The sequence below is a fragment of the Streptomyces fumanus genome, from assembly GCF_014655295.1.
In the GTDB taxonomy this organism is placed as follows: Bacteria; Actinomycetota; Actinomycetes; order Streptomycetales; family Streptomycetaceae; genus Streptomyces; species Streptomyces fumanus.
In genome coordinates, this window is sequence record NZ_BNBI01000025.1 from 1 (window position 1) to 16,083 (window position 16,083).

Genomic DNA, 16,083 nt, shown 5'->3' on the forward strand with positions numbered 1-16,083 from the left:
CCCCGTACACCGTCGTGTCGGTCACCAGCACCGGGACGGTCCCGTAGGGCAGGACCTCCCCCGGCGCCAGGACGCGCGCCTGGGCGCCACCAGCGCCGTTGTCGAGCATGGCGGCAACCGTCGCCACTGCAATGCCGTTTCCGTCGACGGGCATCAGCGCGTACCGGAACACAACCGGCGTGCCGGTGCCCGGGGTCGTAGTCACCGGTTGGGCGGTCAAGCCAACTCCCCCTGAATGCAGGTCCTTACGTCACGTTATTGGGCTCTTGGGACCACTGAGGCTAGCGTGAACCCCTGTCAGACCCAGGTGGGGAAGGAAGCAGCATTCCGCCCGCAGCACGAAACCCCCCGGCTCCTTCACGCGAATCCGTCACCGACCCTACGCGAACCGTAATCGCGGGCACGGCCCGGCCCGCCCAAGGGAGGCGCACACGCCAAGCACCTCGTGATCTAGTACGGCAGCAACACGACCGGCACGACAGCGAAGAGAGAACAAACGGGGGGATAACGCGTGAAGGTGCTCGTTGGAGTTGCCGCCGCGGTGATAGGGCTCGTCCTGGTGGTGACTCTCGGGATCGTGGGAGTGGTGATCGCCGACGACGACGCCTCGGCCACCGAGACGGCCGACGGAGGAGGCGGCCTGCGCGGCGTACCCGAAGAGTTCCGCAAGTGGATCCTCGCAGCGGACAAGGCATGCACGGACCCGGCAATGGTCCCCTCCCTGCTTGCCGCGCAGCTCTACCAGGAGAGCAAGTTCAAGACCAGCCGCGAGGAAGCCACCAGCCACGCCGGCGCCCAGGGTCCCGCCCAGTTCATGCCCGCGACCTGGGCCACGTGGGGACGGGATGCCGACGGCAACGGCGAGGCATCGCCCTGGGACATCGGCGACGCGGTCATGGCACAGGGCCGCATGATGTGCTCCCTGCTCAAACAGGCCCGCAATAGCGGCTACCCCGGAGACGTACGGGCGCTCGCACTGGCCGGGTACAACGCAGGCTGGGGCCGCGTGGAGGAGTACGGCGGTGTGCCCCCGAAGTCCTTCGCCGGCGGCGAGACCTACCACTACGTCCAGACCATCCTGTCGACCATGCGCCGCTTCGAGGGGCCCGGCCTGCTGACGGTCTCCGGGTCCGGCACCGGAGCGGCCGCCCTGCGCAAGGCGGCCACCCGAATCGGCACCCCGTACGCCTACGGAGGCGGCGGCCCCGCCGGCCCGTCGACCGGCTTCTGCGACGGCACCAACGGCTACCTCAACGGCCGGTGCGCCGCCAGCAGCACCGTCGGCTACGACTGCTCCAGCCTCGTGCAGTACGCCTACTGGCCCACGGTGAAACTGCCCCGGACGGCCGACGCCCAGTACGGCGCGACCAGCAACCGGCCCGTCTCCCGCACCAACCTCAGCCCGGGCGACCTGTTGTTCTGGGCGCACGGCGGCAGTGGCACCATCTACCACGTCGCGCTCTACGCGGGCGACGGCAACGTCCTCCACGCACCGCGCACCGGCCGCCACGTAGAGGTGGCACCCCTCACCTCGGCGATGCCGCAGGGCGACTACGTCGGCGCCACCCGTCCCTGACCCGAAACGACGTGTGCCGCAGACCGGATGCCGGTCTGCGGCACACGTACATCGGCCGTTCTACCGGGTCTTGCCACTCTGCGGCGCGGGTCCGGCCTCGCGGTGCGCGGCCACTCCGGGCGTGGTCGGTGCCGCCCCCTTCGCGGCCTTAGTAGGGCCCACACTCGGCGACGTCGATCGGGCCGCCGCCGTACTCACCGTCGGCCCCGGCCCCGCCGGCGTACCGACCGGCTTGCGCAGCGCGTCAACGGCGGCCTGGACCAGACGCCGCCCCACCTGCGACTGCGGGCCCTCCTGCCACGAGGTGTCCGTCGACAGCCGGGCCAGGTGCTCCGCGACCGGTTGCCCCTTGCTCTCCATGTCCGCCACCCGCGCGGCGACCAGAGGCCACTGACGCGCCGACAGCAGGAGGTCCGCCTCCCGCTCCGCCCCGGGCAGCGCCCCCCGCACCATGCGCCCGAACCGCTGGTTCTCTGAAGGTGAGATCGACAGTTGCCGGAGGGCCCGCTCCCGGTCTCCCAGGTCGAGATCCTTGGGGATGTCCAGCCCGACCGTCAGCGGCCCATACGACAGCGTCGCGTCCCGGCTCGTGGTCGGCACCTCGGCCGCCGAAAGTACCTTGGCAATGGCCTGGTCGACGCCGACACCCTCCTCGTGCGCGGCCCCGAGGATTGCCCTCACGTCGACTCCGCGCTCATTCAGCGTCGCCATCGTCCTGGCCATCTCCGGCCACGCCGGGGAGGACAGGATCGCCTCACGCACCGGTCCCGCCGGCAGCGTCTCACGCAACGCCTTCGCCCACTCCTCGGTGCCCTCGCGCGCCACCTTCTCGGCGTTCGCCACGACCTGGTCCCGCACCGTCACGGTGATCTCGCCGACGCGCGGCAGCATCGTCTCCAGATCCACCCCGGCCCGCTTGAGCGCCATGAGCTGTTGAGCGAGCTGGGGCCAGTCCGCACCTTGCAGCAACGCCGCGGCGATGTCGACCGGGAGGAACTTCTTGACTTCCTCCGATGCTTCCGCCGCTGCCTTCTCGGCGTCCGGGAGTTCGTCCTCCTTCCCGGCCCTCTTCTGCTGTTGACGGCGCACCGCGTCCGCGATGGCCATCACCAGACGGAACGCCATCACGGAGGTCTGCACCGCCTCGGCGGCGGCCTCCGTGAATGCCTCCCCGGAACGCTCCTCTGGCGTCGGCATCGACATGTTCGCTCCCCTCGTCACCGGGCCCGTCGCGGGCCCTTGCGCTGTTCGTCACCCGGCGGCCGACGTGTCGGCCCGGGCACCCCCGTCTTGCGCGGCCCACTGCTGCGGCCGGTGCCGCCCGTGGGCGTCGGCGACGGGCTCTTGCCGGTGGCCGCCGCCGTTGCACCACGCTGGCGACTCCACCCGTCCAGCCGCCATGTAAGCACCTCGGCGACCGAGTCCGCTGAGGCCAACTCCCTCCGGGCCGCGACTGCGGAGAGCACCTCGACCGGGTCCTCCCCCATCTCCTCGACCGCGATCAGGCGCGTGCGCAGTGCTGGCCACGCCGGGTCTGCAAGTATCGCAGTCGCCCGCTCGGGCAGAGCCTGCTGGAGCACGCCAGCCATCGGCCGCTCACCGGAGACGGCTGGTGCACGGCGGGGCCCACCGGGTCGTGCGGCCGCCCGCTTGGGGCGGGGCCGGTACTCCCGGGCAGCAGCCGCGCCGGCGGTCACCTCGACCGCCTCACGCAGCAGTCGACCGGCCCGCCCCGACGCCTCCGCCTGCGCTCGGTGCTCCTGCGCCTGGTGCCAGCGCCGGGACGCCTCGACCGCCTTCACCAGGGCTAGGAGGAAGCCGAGCGCGGCGACCGCGTCACTGCGGCCCGCCGCAGCCGCTGACTGTGACAGCAACTGCGCCGACTCCCGGTACAGCGTCCGCGCCTGGCTCTCCAGGGCACGGTCGCCGGGCACCCGGGCGGCCCGCTCGAACTCGTAGGCAGCGTCCTTGATCTCGCTGCGGACCAGACGCGGTGAGATGACGGCGGCAACCACGATCAGGTCCCCGAGTGCGGCCACCTCCCCGGCTCCCTCATGCAGCCCTTCGGCGCCGAGCTGGACGGCGGCCGCGCGTACTTTGCTCTCGGCTACCCGCCACAGCTCCGCCGGCGCGACGCGAGGCAGCGGAATCTGCTTGCTCCACCGCTCGCGCACCCGAGGCAGGGACAGGTCCGGCGCAAGCCGGGCTCCGGAGAACCAGATAGGTGCCTGCTCCGGATTGCGGTCCCCCGGCATCGCGACGGAGTAGCCGGTCACGTTGCCGTCCGGGGCAATGCGCTGCTTCACACGCAGCCCGGACGTCCCCAGCCGAGCGAAGAAGTCAGCCTCATTCATTGCCGCCGCTGCCACCTCGCGCACCGTTCGTTGCAGGGTCACGCGCGGCGCTTCCTTCAGGCCACGGCGTTCCGCCTTCTCCAGCTCTCCGGCCTTCCGCCACTGCGCTGCGGTCTTGTCTCCGTGCTTGAGCCGACGGAGTCCGAACAGCACCTCGAAAGCGCGAGCCGCAGTCTGCATTTTCACGATGTCTTGGCGCAGGTTCGGTTGCCGTCCGTCCTCCCGGACCTTGGTCGCCACGAGGTGAATGTGGTCGTCGGCATGCCGGACGGCCACCCACCGGCATGCCTCGTCGTCATTGTGCTCGGCGATCCCGGCGGCATGCATCATCTCGCGTGCCACCTCGGCCCACTCCGCATCACTGAGGATGCGGTCCTCGGGAGCGTTGCGGACAGCCACGTGGTACACGTGCAGCTTCGGTCTCTTCCCCCGCATCGCGAAGACGGGGGCGTCCAAGAGCAAGGCGAGATCCGAGATCGTCATGTCCGACGACCGGCCCGGGTCATCGACGTACGGGTCCCATGCCGCCACCATGTGCGGGTCGGTGTGCTCATCGCGCCGCCCCGGCCCATAGAGGTAGTGCAGCAGACCGTAGGTGTCGCTGCCCTCGTCCAGCTTCTCGGGAATCACCCGCCCCGCTCCTTCCTCTCTCTCATCACCTGGAGCGTGGCCTCGTCCAGGCGTCGGATCGCCGCCAGCAGTGCCTGGTGTACCGCGAGCATCTCTCGGTCGGTCACGACGCCGTCGGAGTTCAGCACCTTCGCGATCTGGTTGTAGTTGACTCCGATCCTCCTGAGCTGCTTCCGCGCCTCGATCAGCTCTGCGACCACGGCCTTGGCGTTGACCGGCGTAGGCACGACGATCTCCTCGGCAACGTCCAGGGAGACGCGCCCGATCCAGGACGCTGTTGCCAGACGCTCGCGTTCAGCAGCCGCTTTCACGATCGCGTGTTCGTCCTCGTTGTAGGACACCTTGATGCGTGTCTCACGAGCGCCGCCGGCCTCGCGCTCGCGTCTCCGCGCAGCGGGGCGCTGACGTGTCTTATCCGCTGTCGGCTCTGCCACCACAGCCCTTTCCGATCCGCCCCCGGGGTCCGTGCTCGGACCCATGACCACCGGCCGCCACCCTAATGGAGGGCGCCCGGCATCGCCGCTTACTGGGCCCAGTAAGCACTACCTTGCTACCGGTGGCTGATGCCGTCAGTAGCCGCACGCGGTGTTTGTGGTCGACCGTCAAAAATCCCTGTGTCTGGGGCGGTAAGCATGCTCTCGCTGCTGCCCCACCTACCGTGCCAGTACGATCACGGCATGGCCAGTGCACACGACATCATGCAGCGAATGAGGGAAGTCCAAGCGGCCCGCGAGAAGGCGTTCGAGCCGCTGGCGGAGATCCTGGGACAGCGGGCTGAACTCCAGCGTCAGTTGGAGGCGCTGGACGCGCCGTACGCCGAAGCGTTTGCCGCCGCAGAGGCGGCGGGCTGGACTGCGGAGGAGCTGAAGGGAATCGGCGCCGAAGAACCCGCGAAGCGCCCGAGTAGGCGACAACGGAGCAAGCGGGCCGCGGCGAAGAAGGCGGCGACGGAAACGACGTCCGCGGACTCCTCGACCGATTCGCCGGCGGCTGCGGTACCGACGCAGAACGGTGCCGCGGGACTTGAGACGGCGGCCGCTGGAAGCACAACCGGCTGACGCGAAGAACGCAGGGAAAAGGGCCCCGCTGCGCGGGGCCCTTTACGTTGTGCAGGCATCCCCCCGGCCTCTCCAGTGTCCGGCCGGACTCCTCCGCGTCAAGGCGCCCCAGGGTCCGGCGGGCGGCCCGGGCCGTCTCGCGGGTGCGGCCGGGAGGGTGGGGCGTTCCAGAAAACTGGAACACGCAACGGTGCCCCGGAACCCTCAAGGGTGGGATTTCCGGGGCACCGTCTCCGGCCGCTGCCCGCGACGGGGGTGGCGCGGGCAGCGGGGGTCGAGTGCGGGCTACGGCCCGCTGGTCCGGCGGGCGCTCACAGGTCGCCCGACTCGATCATTTCGGCGCGGGTCCGGCGCACGGTGAGCTTGCGCGGGTCCTCCGCCGGCCACTCCGTTCCGCCGCCACCGTTCGCCGGTCGGAGCCAGATGACTCCGCCGCGGATGTCGGTCACGATGGCCCGGGTCGTGCCTTCCAGTACCTCGTCGCCGACCGTCGGCGCGGGCTCGGTTTCGGTCTTGGTCTCGGTCATCGGGTCACCTTCATCTCTGCCCAGACGCGCTTGCCCCACGGACGTCGTCCGCTGCCCAACAGGTCGTAGCCCCACCGGTCCGCCATCTCCTCGACCAGGGCGAGCCCGCGGCCGTTGATGTCGTCCGGCCCGGCCTCGCACAGCTCCGGCAGACGCCGGGGTTCCCGGTCGACCACGGCCACATAGACCCGGTCGTCGTAGGGGCGGTTGATGATGACGCGAACGCAGTCGCCGCGAGCATGTCGCACGGCGTTGGCGAACAGCTCCGTCAGCAGCAGTGCCGCGCCCTCGCTCGCCTCGTCCATGTTCCAGGCGCCCATGGCCACGCGGGCTAGGCGCCGCGCCTTCCCTGCCGTCTCAGGGGTGCGCGTCATCGTCTCGCTGTAGCCGGGGTATCCCGCTGCGCGGGACTGGGTGGTCGTGTCGGGCATCGCCGAACCTCGGGGGTAGCGGGTGGGTCGAGACACGACCGTAAGAGCAGAAGGGGGTAGCGACAGGTACAGTCGCTACCCCCTTGCGAAGGGGTACAGGTTGTACCCCTAGGCGGCCACGCCGAGTTGACGCGCGAGGCCGCGGGCGTCGTCCCGGATGATCGCGCTACCGTTCTCCGCCAGTTCCGCCGCCGTACCGCGTGCGAACAGGTTGAAGCAGGCCGTCTCGGGGCTCGCCTCGTATGCCTTCTTCAGCAGGTGCACGACCGCCACCGTCTCGCCCGCGAGGCCGTAGGCGCGGGCTGTCTCGATGAGGTGGAAGCTGCGGCGGGTGGCGCTCTGCATCGAGCCGAGATCGATGTGCGTGGCCGCGTCGACCGCCGCGCCGGACCGCACCAGGTCGTTGTTCATCGTGATCGCGTAAGCGTCGACCATGCCCCGGCCGAACATCAGCCAGGGGTGCACGTACGCGTCGCCGAGTCGCTTGGCGGCGGCGTCGGCACGGTCCCAGTGCCGTTCGGCGTTGCCCTTCTGGCCGACCTTGGCGAACGACAGGCAAGCGGCCAGGTGCAGCAGTCCGCCGAGCGCGATGTCCTCCGGGCCGCGTTCCGGGTCGAGCAGCCGAACCGACTTCATCGCCAGGTCGACGCGCGCCTCGTGCCGCTCTCCGGCGTCACGGAAGACGTGGTTCAGGTACCACGCGGAGGCGGCCATGGCGCGCGGGCTGTCGGCGTCCTGAGCCATCGTCATGGACCGGTCGCCGGTGAGCATCACCAGCTCGGGTGCGGGCTGGAACGACAGGTAGAGCTGGGCGAGGTGGTATCCCTGCGCGAGCAGCACCTGGGACCGGCGCCTGTCGGCGCCTTCATGGGTGCGGGCAGCATGCTGGAGGTCGGCGAGCAGGGCGGGCAGCACGTTGGCGACGCGGCTGCGGTGGTCGCCGAATCCGTGCCATGCCTGCCACGCGTTCTGTACGCGGGTGGCGAGCACCGCCGCCGGCGCGGGCTCCTCGTCTCGGGTGAGCAGGTCGTAGGTCGTCAGGGCCTCCTTCACCCGCAGCAGTGAAGGGTGGGCGGCCTTGGTGTAGGTGGCGGCCGCAATGCGTTCGTCGCCGGTGAGGGCGGCTAGGTCGTCCACGCCGAGCGCCTCCGCGAGGCGCAGGAGTAGCGGCAGGCGTGGCATGCCGAGTCGGTCGTTCTCGATCGCCTTGACCCATTCCGTGCTGCGGCCGACCAGACCGGCGAGCACCGGTCGCGTCTGGCCCTTCCGCTCCCGTTCGCGTCGGACCCGCTGGCCGAACGTGAGGGGCGAGCCATTTTCAGCGTCGTGCGCCATGATGGACTCCGTTCTGACGTCGCACTCAGGACGGTACCGGTGCGCGAGCATTCGGGGACACCGGTCTCCGGGTCGAGTACCTCGAAGGGGACCGGCAAGCCCCGGTGGGCCACTGATCTCCAGTGGCCCGCCGGGGCTTCGTCGTGAGGATGGGTCAGGCTGCGGGGAACAGCTCCAGTTGCTCGATCGCCCGTTCTTCGGTGCGTGGGGCGGGCAGTGGCGCCGGGTCGGTGTCAGCGGCCTGCTCGTCCAGTCGGTAGAGCGTGGCCTGGTAGGTGGCCGTCGGCTCGTACCAGTCCTCGCCCTGGATGGCAGCGGAGACGGCGGCGCCCATGAAGGGACTCACCGGGTCGGCGATCATCTGGGCGATGTTGCGTACGCCGCGGGCGTTCTTGCGGGTCGGGATGTAGGTCCACGGGTAGTCCCGGGGGAAGCCGACCAGCACGCCGAGTTCGGCGGCGGTGATGGTGTTGGTGCCCTCGCCCTGGGGGACGTGCGCGGGGCGGAATTTGATGCTGTACCAGGGAGCGGTGACGCACGGGCCGACGTCGTTGAGCGGGAACGATCCGCCCCCCTTGGGCTTGCCCGTCTCGGGGTTGATGCCACGCTTGCCGCGGGTGTCGGCCCACCAGTCGGCCGGGAGGTTGAGCGCGGCCGCGACGGTCACCGTCGGCAGGGCGGGGCGGCCCTGGTAGGGCTCGATACGGCGGTCGAGTTCCGGCGTCCAGTCGGGCAGGGCTCCGGTGCGCTTGAGGACGTGCGCCCACATCGCGCGGGCCGCCTTGTCGCCGTCCACCTCTTCGGCGTAGCGGGGCCGCCCGTAGCGGGTGGCGACCATCCACGCGCGCTCGCGGTGGGTGGCGGCGCCGTAGTCGGCGGCGTCAGCGACCTGCCACGAGCACCAGGCCCACCCGAACCCCTCGACGGAGGTGATCTCGGACTGGATCGCCTCGGCCAGGGCCGGGGACTGCTTGAGCAGGTTGGCACTCTGCTCCATCGTGATGGAGATCAGCGGGGCGCCGATCTGGACGAGGCACATCGGCCAGATCAGCATCTCAGCCATGAGCGCCGTACGGTCGTCGGAGACGACGCTGGCCGCCCACTTGCGGAAGTCGGCGGGGCTCATGCAGGGGGGCAGGTGGCCGCCGCCGCACAGCTCGCCCCAGCCGTCGGCGTCGGGGTGGTCCTCCATGCCGTCCAGGACGTCGCCGCCGAAGTAGCCGTGCGGGCCGCCGTAGAGGCTGCACAAGTCGTCCACCTGGAGGTAGCCAAATGCCTCGCTGGCCTGCCACATGATGGACTGAAGCTCTGCGACCTCGTCGGCGTTCCACCCGGCGCGCTTGCCCGCGCCGGAGAGGGTCTGGCACGGCGGGGAGCCGTGGACGCGGCGCACTCCCCGCAGGGCCGGGTGACGGGGGTCGAGGGTGCGCACGTCGGCCTCGATCACCCAGTGACCGGCGGCCCGGGCGGTCGCCGCGGCGTCGCGGTTCCACTCGATCAGGACCCAGTCGCCGCCGTTGTCCACGAGGTTGCGACCGGCGGACATGCCGCCCGGGCCGCCGAACAGCTCGATGCCGCGCTCCGGGTCGCCCTCGGCCCACGGCCGGGCCCAGTGCGGCGGGTAGGGAGAGGCAAAGTCGGTGCATGCCTGGCAGTCGGCGCACTGGGTGCCGGTGCCGCAGACGATGCAGTCGGCGCACGTCCAGCCGTCCCACTCCAGCACCGCCGGCCGGAAACCGTTGGCGTACGGGCGGCCGTCCTCATCCAGCGCCGGTTCGGGGGCGGCGTCGCGCACAGGGGTGCTCACCATGACCGTCCTTGATCGTTGAGGTTTTTCGGTGTGGGCCCGGGGCCCGGCGGCCGGTTGGGGATTCCCGCCCCCTTCCGACGTAGACAATACTCTCAAGTTTTGAGGCCCGAGTCAACCCTTGGCACCCCACAAAGTCGCAGGTCAGAGGGCTTTTTGATGAGGTTCACGGGATCGCTCACCACCCCTCCGGCGGCGCCGTACAACGGGCCGGTCGGGGGGCTCCCTCCTCGGTCGGGCAGGCGCAGCCGACCGCGGGCCGTGTCGGGGTGCCGGGCTCGCCGAAGGCGACCGCGCAGCGGCTTGGCCTGGCGGCCCGGCGCGGGCTGTGGTCCCCTCCGGGGGCCCGTCCGGGGAGGGAGCCCCCCGACCCCACCCACCGATCACATCCCACCGGCCCGCAGTTCGCCGCGCTCCCCCCGCCCCCTCCGAGGGAGGGCCAGGGGTGTGGGGGCGGAGCCCCCGCTGTCTGGGCCGGTACACGCCGACCGGCGGCACCACGGACTCACCTCTTAAGAGGGGATGTCGCGGCGGATCGGCGGCAGGTACGGCGACGGCCCGCGCTCCCCGATGGTGGCGGGGTGCGCGGGCCGGTGTCGGCGCGGTGCCTACCGCTGGGCCTGCTTGCGGGCCTGGGTGATGACCCGCTTCCAGGTGTCGACGGACTGGCCGTGGCGCTCGGCGAGGGCGGCGGCCACCTCGCCGGCCTTCCGGCCGGGCATCGCGGCCAGCGCCTCGGCGGCCAGCCGGACGCGCGGGTCGGGCGCCGTCACCGCGCGCTTCTTGGGGTCGGGGCCGGGCGGGCGACCGCCCTTGGTGCCGAACCCGCTGGCCGGGTCGTCGGCGAAGGCCCAGAGCTGAGCCCGGGTGCGGTACTCGCGGGTGCGGGTGGCCAGCTCCTCGACGCGGACCGGGGCGGGCCACTCCGGCGGCGGATTCCTGGTGTACTGGGTGATCCGGGCCGGGTCGACGCCGAGCACGCGGGCCTGCCCCGCCGGCGGGAGCTGCTCGTCCGGGTCGCCGTTGCGGTCGACGCGGGACAGGTCCCGGGGCCGTTCGCGGTGCCGGGCGAACCACTCGTCCCACTCCTCCAGGTCCCAGTGCATGACGCCGTCGATCTCACGGGCGTCGGGGTGCCCGTTGGCCCGGCGGTCGCGCCACAACCGCTTCAGCGTGGTGCCGCCGTAGCCGCTGTGCTCGATCAGGTCCTCACGGTTCGCCCACTGGCGGCCGTCGTCGGCGGTCTTCACAGGTGTGCTCCTGGTGGTCTCGGTCGTGGATACGATGGTGACTGGTTCGGTTATGGGTCTGTTGAGGGCCCTCGGTGGCCGGACCATGGCCCGGCGGGATTCCCACGCTTTTGCGCCCCGCCGGGCCGCTCAACGTCCGGCTCCGGGTGGCCCCGGCCGCCGTCAGAACAGGGTGTACTGCGCCTCGTCCGCAGGGTCGGGGGCACGGCGTCCCCGGCTCGGGGCGGCACTCCGGTCCGTCCGCGCGGCGCTGTCCGCCTTTGCTGCCCCAGGCTCGGGCTTCGCCGCAGCCGACCGCTTCGCCCGCCGCCGGCGCCGCGCGGGCGCGTCGGGGGCCGGTCCGTCCTTGGCGCACGGGCAACGGCACCACCACACACACGGTGCGCCGTCGGGCCGCAGAATGAGCTTGGCGACGACGCCCTGCCCACCAGCGCGGTACACCCAGCCGGTGTTGTCATCCACGTGCGGCCCTCCTTCCTGGCGGTGGACACACAGGTCGCAGCGGCGCGCCAGGCAGTTCCAGCAGGTACCGCGCTCGCACGTCGACCAGCGCCAGAAGCCCCACGGGTACTTGCGGTCGATCTCCGTCATGAACTCGGGCCACACCTGCTCACGGACCCACGCTCCCTCGTCCTCGGTCATCGGCGAGGGGTTGGGCACCGGGTCGATGATGCCCAGGATCAAGCCGCCCTGGAGGTTCAGCAGGGCGGTGTCCCGTACGGTCTCAAGTTCCTGCGTCGTGAGGGTGCGCTGCGGTCGGCGGATGACGTGGTCCATGCTGCGGTCCTTCGCGGGTTGAGGGATTCGGTGTGGTGCGCGGCCCCGGCGGGGGAGCGGGATTCCCGCCCCGCTCCCCCGCCGGCCACGGCCGTCAGCTCCGGGCGCGCTCGATGATCTCGCGCAGGCTGATCGACTTCCTGAACTGGTGGCCCATCTCCTGCTCGGCCTCGGCGTACTCCTCGAACAGCTCCGGGTTGAGCTGCGCACTGCGCACGAGGTCGTCGGTGTGCGCGAGCGGGCAGGCCCGGCAGCTCAGCCGCCGCATGCCCTGGTCGTAGGCTTCGTGGTGCTCGATGCCGTTCTCCTGGTGGACCTGCCAGACCTGTTCGGTGCTGAGCTGGTGGACCGGGAGCCAGGTCGTCACGACGCGCAGCGTGCCCTTGCCGCTCATGCGGTTCCGCTCCAGCACCGGCTTCTTGGCGCGGGCCCGGGACTCCTCGGCGCGCATGCCCATCGCGTACCCGGCACGGACCGGGCGCCCGAGCCGCAGCTCGACGCCGACCTCGTCCACGTAGTCGCGGCCAACCGCGGTCTTTGTGTCGCTCGTGCAGTAGCGCGCGAAGTGGCCCGGCCAGTTGCCGTGGGAGCGAATCCGCTGCCACAGCGAACCCCACAGCTTGCTGCGACGGACGGCGAAGGGGACTGCGTACTGCTTCGCGTGCGAGCGGGCGACTTCGAGCGCACCAGGCCACTCGACCAGGTGGCCGCGCTCGGTGGTGCCGAGGTCGCAGTGCAGGATGCGGACCTTGTGGAGCTGGCCCGCCTTGTCGGCGCGGGTGCAGACCTCGTGCGCCGTGGCCCCGCTGTCCTTGCCGCCGCTGTCGCCGACGACCACAACGTCGTGGGCGTCGAAGTCGAACTCGACGGCCTCCGCGGGCGCGGCCGGCGCGGCGGCCGGCGCGGCGAACAGTTCCATCTGAGCGGAGACGCACCCGGCGGCGCACGGTGGGGTGAAGGGCTTCTTCGTCACGGTCTTCTCCTGGTTGAGGCTGTTCGGTGTGTTCGGGCCCGGGCGGAGGAAGCGGGATTCCCGCCCCGCTCCCTCCGCCCGGCGGCCGGTCAGTCGCCGGTCCGGTCGGCCCGGGCGTAGTTGTGGAAGTCGTCGCTGACCGGGACGTCGGTCGGCTCGGTGACGGGGGCGCACACCCAGGTGTCCAGCGGGCCGGGCGTCTCCTGCTGGCCGCTGAGCCACCGGTGGACGTCGGGCTGGACCTCGAAGAGGGTGCCGTCCTCGCCCTCGGCGTAGAACTCGGAGTTGCCGCCGAATCCGTACTCGTCCGCGTACTCCCAGACGCAGACCAGGTACGGGCCGCCCTCGTCCGTGATGCGCCCGAAGACCGACCGGACGTCGTCGGCGCTGTAGCCCAGCTCGAACACCCCGTGCAGCTCGGCGAGCTGGGTCAGCGGGTCCGGCGATGCCTGCGGCGTGGTGATCCAGTCGGCGATGGCCTCGACGCACGCGGCGAGCTGATTGGCCGGGCACTCCAGCAGCGTGCGCTCGGCGCCGGTGCCGTCGCCCGTCAGGACGTGCCAGTTGTAGCCGTTCACGGGCGCCCGGTCGACGGTGATCTCCTCGCCGTCGGGACCGGTGTAGAGGTAGAGCACGGCGTAGGGCTCGGCGAGCATGTGCGGGAAGCCCTGGCTGGTCTGGTCGTACCCGACGACCAGCCACGTGTTCCCGGCGTCACCGTCGCGGTGCGCGGTGATGCCCCATTCGGCCAGGGCGCGGGTCGCGGCGGCCTCCGCCGTCTCGGCCTCGTCGGTCTTCTCGGCGTGGTCCTGCGGGGGCTCCTGGTCCTCATGCTCACCACCGTGCGCGACGATCAGCTCGCGCACGGCCTCGACCGGCACGTCCCCGTAGACCGTTTCGCCCGGGCCGCCGGTCAGCCAGTCCTCCAACGAGTCGCCGTTTTCCCACGCCTCGGTGTCGGGAGCGGTCAGGCCCGGGAACAGGAAGACACTCTCCGCCTGGTCGGCGCCGGGGTGAATCACGAGGGTGAGCATGTGGCCGTCGGCGAGGCGGATGCCGTCGTAGACGCCGTTGGTCCCGCCGGCCGCGAGGCTGTCGAGTCGCGGAGTGCTGGTCATCGTGGCTGTTCCTTCGCGTTGAGGTGTGTTCGGTGTGGGCCCGGGGCCCGATGCCGGGAGGGGATTCCCGCCCCCTTCCGACGTAGACAATACTCTCAAGTTTTGGGGTCCAAGTCAAGCTCTCCGCAGCTCAGACCCCCTCCCCCGGCCCGCCGCACGAGCGGCGGGCCGGGATGGACGGCACGTCAGCCGTGGGAGAGCTGGGCGAGGTCGGCACGCTTGCCGTGCAGAGCGAACACGGCCTCCAGCAGGGCCAGGGCGACCGCCTCGGTGGCGGCTGTGGCGAGGTGGCCGTGCAGGGCGTCCAGCGCGGCCACAAGCTGGGCGTCCTCGTCGGCGAGGCTCCAGCCAGTCAGGACGGGGAGGGCCGGGACCGTCAACGGACGGCGGTCCAGGGCGTGCGTGACGTACTGCCCGAAGCCCACCGGGAAACCGGTGCCCGGAGTCTCGGCGGCGGTGGCCTCGGCGTCGGCCAGGGCGAGCCGGGCGCTCTCGCAGATGCCGCCCGGGCGGGTCGGCTCCTCCTCGTAGAGCGACAGCATGACGACGTCGAGCAACTCGGCGACATTGATCAGCTCGCGGCCGTTCCAGGCGGAGGCGACCAGTGTGCGGCGGCGGGCGATGTCGGCGAGCGCGGCGGCCCGGACGGCGGCGGCGCGGGCCTGCTCGGTCGGCTCGAAGACGGTCATGTCGGGTTCCTTCCAGGGGGTTGAGGCTTCTCGGTGCACCCCGGGCGGCGGCGGGATTCCCGCCCCGCCGGCGCCCGGGCGGTCTGGTGTGGCCGATGCCGCCGGGCCCGGGGAGATCCGGGCCCGGCAGACGACGGGCTACTTCCGGTAGGCGGGGATCAGCGCGCGGACCCTGTCCTCGCCGATGCATCCGCCGTCGTGACGGTGGGCGGACGGCGGGTTGCCGTTGCGCCCGCGGTGGTGGCTCCAGTAGCGGACACCGGACCAGCCGCACAGCTCGCACAGCAGGTACCACGGGTTGTCCGACCCCGGGAAGCCGTGGAGCACGGGCCGCCAGCGCTGCTCGGCCAGACCGGCGAACGCGGTCTTCGCCCCCGCGCGGTTGCGGTCACTGGCGGGCATCCGCGGGTGCAGCAGGGGCACCGGGCCGTTCAGCGGCTGGGGCGCCTCGGCGAGCAGCAGGTCCAGCGCGACGGCCGCGACGCGACCGGCGGCGTACTCCTCGGCGAGGTACGCGGCGGCCATGTCGATGCCCTTGGTGCCCTTGGGCGGGCGGCGGAGGTTGTGCTCACCCTCGCTGGTGACGACCAGCCAGTCACGGTGCCAGCGGTAGGCATGCCCGATGACCCGGTTCTCTCCGATGATCACGGGATAGCGGCACTCGATGTCCGGCTCTCCGATGCGGGTCTTCAAGGTCGTGGCGCTCATGGTTGCTCCTTGTTGAGGTGGTTCGGTGGCCGGGCCCTGCGAGCGGGCGGGGATTCCCGCCCCCGCCCGCTCGCAGGGTGTGATGACCGGTCAGAGCTGCTCGGCGGCGGCGAGCTGCATCTGGAAGATCTCCCAGTCCGGGCCGCCCTTGGCGTGGACGAGACCGGCGTACAGCAGCACCGCCTCGTCGTCGGTGAGGGCGCGGACGCCGCGCTCGGCGAGGAAGGCGTCGATGGCCTCCAGCGGCTGGTCGGCGTAACGGAAGTTGTCCGTCAGGCCGTGGATACCGCTGGGCTCGCCGTCCTTCCAGAGCTGGACGGAGAAGGTCCGCAGCATCCGGTCGTAGACCGGCCGCAGCTCGGCGTTGACCGACTCGATCGCCGTGCAGTCGATGATCGGCAGGCGGGTGATGTTGGTGAGGTCCAGCATGGACATGGCCTTTCGTTGAGATTTCTCGGTGTGGGCCGGAGCCCGGTGCCGGGAGGGGATTCCCGCCCCCTTCCGACGTAGACAATACTCTCAAGTTTTAGCCCGTAGGTCAACTCTCGACACGCCCAAAACAGCAGGTCAGAGGCTATTTTGAAGAGAATTCCAGGGGTGATTCCGGCGCCTCGACAGGACCGGAATTGCCCTCGGCGGAACGCCGCACGACGGGCCGGTCGGGGGGTTCCCTCCGCGGCGGGGCAGGCGCAGCCGACCGCGGGCCGTGTCGGGGTGCCAGGCTCGCCGAAGGCGACCGCGTAGCGGCTTGGCCTGGCACCCCGGCACGGGCTGTGGTCCCCTCCGGGGGCCCCGTCGCGGAGGGAACCCCCCGACCCCACCCACCCCAGCACCGCCCACGGGCCGCAAG

17 protein-coding genes are annotated in these 16,083 nt (G+C 71.3%); 2 read left to right on the top strand and 15 right to left on the bottom strand.

The annotated features are described in order from the left end of the window. On the bottom strand, window positions 1-220 hold a 220-nt coding region (locus tag IE316_RS34530), incomplete at its 3' end, for a hypothetical protein (protein ID WP_190208520.1). Between the two features lie 291 nt (window positions 221-511). Here IE316_RS34530 and IE316_RS34535 point away from each other — a divergent pair. Then, window positions 512-1,576 (top strand): C40 family peptidase, encoded by a 1,065-nt coding sequence (locus IE316_RS34535; protein ID WP_190208521.1) that lies wholly within the window; start codon window positions 512-514, stop codon window positions 1,574-1,576. Between the two features lie 60 nt (window positions 1,577-1,636). On the opposite strand, the gene IE316_RS34540 is transcribed toward IE316_RS34535, so the two are convergent. The 3 genes from IE316_RS34540 to IE316_RS34550 are packed head-to-tail and all read right to left on the bottom strand — an operon-like array spanning window position 1,637 to window position 5,039. After that, window positions 1,637-2,779 (bottom strand): hypothetical protein, encoded by a 1,143-nt coding sequence (locus tag IE316_RS34540; RefSeq protein ID WP_190208522.1) that lies wholly within the window; start codon window positions 2,777-2,779, stop codon window positions 1,637-1,639. Window positions 2,780-2,793: 14 nt separating this feature from the next. Then, window positions 2,794-4,560: a relaxase/mobilization nuclease domain-containing protein gene (locus IE316_RS34545; RefSeq protein WP_190208523.1), complete on the bottom strand. Its 1,767-nt coding sequence runs from the start codon at window positions 4,558-4,560 to the stop codon at window positions 2,794-2,796. Next, complete coding sequence (locus tag IE316_RS34550) at window positions 4,557-5,039, bottom strand: plasmid mobilization protein (protein WP_190208524.1); 483 nt, start codon at window positions 5,037-5,039, stop codon at window positions 4,557-4,559. Before IE316_RS34550 ends, IE316_RS34545 begins: the two co-directional genes overlap by 4 nt. Before the next feature lie 198 nt (window positions 5,040-5,237). Here IE316_RS34550 and IE316_RS34555 point away from each other — a divergent pair, with 198 nt between their 5' ends. Beyond that, window positions 5,238-5,618, top strand: coding sequence for a hypothetical protein (locus IE316_RS34555; protein ID WP_190208525.1), 381 nt, complete (start codon window positions 5,238-5,240; stop codon window positions 5,616-5,618). 311 nt (window positions 5,619-5,929) lie between these two features. On the opposite strand, the gene IE316_RS34560 is transcribed toward IE316_RS34555, so the two are convergent. The 11 genes from IE316_RS34560 to IE316_RS34610 form a co-directional block, all read right to left on the bottom strand. Continuing rightward, window positions 5,930-6,145, bottom strand: a complete 216-nt coding sequence (locus IE316_RS34560) for a hypothetical protein (protein ID WP_190208526.1) — start codon at window positions 6,143-6,145, stop codon at window positions 5,930-5,932. Continuing rightward, window positions 6,142-6,576 (bottom strand): ATP-binding protein, encoded by a 435-nt coding sequence (locus IE316_RS34565; RefSeq protein ID WP_190208527.1) that lies wholly within the window; start codon window positions 6,574-6,576, stop codon window positions 6,142-6,144. The genes IE316_RS34560 and IE316_RS34565 overlap by 4 nt, the downstream gene beginning before the upstream one ends. 108 nt (window positions 6,577-6,684) lie before the next feature. Further along, window positions 6,685-7,911, bottom strand: coding sequence for a helix-turn-helix domain-containing protein (locus IE316_RS34570; RefSeq protein ID WP_190208528.1), 1,227 nt, complete (start codon window positions 7,909-7,911; stop codon window positions 6,685-6,687). A gap of 154 nt (window positions 7,912-8,065) precedes the next feature. After that, the gene (locus IE316_RS34575) at window positions 8,066-9,721 is read right to left on the bottom strand and encodes a DNA cytosine methyltransferase (RefSeq protein WP_190208529.1); all 1,656 of its coding nucleotides are present in this window, start codon (window positions 9,719-9,721) and stop codon (window positions 8,066-8,068) included. Between the two features lie 605 nt (window positions 9,722-10,326). Continuing rightward, on the bottom strand, window positions 10,327-10,968 hold the full coding sequence (locus IE316_RS34580; protein WP_190208530.1) for a hypothetical protein: 642 nt from the start codon (window positions 10,966-10,968) through the stop codon (window positions 10,327-10,329). Between the two features lie 162 nt (window positions 10,969-11,130). After that, window positions 11,131-11,745 (bottom strand): DUF6248 family natural product biosynthesis protein, encoded by a 615-nt coding sequence (locus IE316_RS34585; protein ID WP_190208531.1) that lies wholly within the window; start codon window positions 11,743-11,745, stop codon window positions 11,131-11,133. A gap of 94 nt (window positions 11,746-11,839) precedes the next feature. Further along, window positions 11,840-12,718 carry a phosphoadenosine phosphosulfate reductase domain-containing protein gene (locus tag IE316_RS34590; protein ID WP_190208532.1) on the bottom strand — a complete coding sequence of 293 codons (879 nt, stop codon included), beginning with the start codon at window positions 12,716-12,718 and terminating at the stop codon, window positions 11,840-11,842. A gap of 89 nt (window positions 12,719-12,807) precedes the next feature. Further along, window positions 12,808-13,836 carry a hypothetical protein gene (locus IE316_RS34595; RefSeq protein ID WP_190208533.1) on the bottom strand — a complete coding sequence of 343 codons (1,029 nt, stop codon included), beginning with the start codon at window positions 13,834-13,836 and terminating at the stop codon, window positions 12,808-12,810. A 185-nt stretch (window positions 13,837-14,021) separates the two neighbouring features. Continuing rightward, window positions 14,022-14,525 (bottom strand): hypothetical protein, encoded by a 504-nt coding sequence (locus IE316_RS34600; protein WP_190208534.1) that lies wholly within the window; start codon window positions 14,523-14,525, stop codon window positions 14,022-14,024. A gap of 138 nt (window positions 14,526-14,663) precedes the next feature. Next, complete coding sequence (locus tag IE316_RS34605; protein ID WP_229910693.1) at window positions 14,664-15,233, bottom strand: hypothetical protein; 570 nt, start codon at window positions 15,231-15,233, stop codon at window positions 14,664-14,666. Between the two features lie 90 nt (window positions 15,234-15,323). Further along, window positions 15,324-15,668: a hypothetical protein gene (locus IE316_RS34610; RefSeq protein ID WP_229910694.1), complete on the bottom strand. Its 345-nt coding sequence runs from the start codon at window positions 15,666-15,668 to the stop codon at window positions 15,324-15,326. Window positions 15,669-16,083 lie beyond the last annotated feature (415 nt).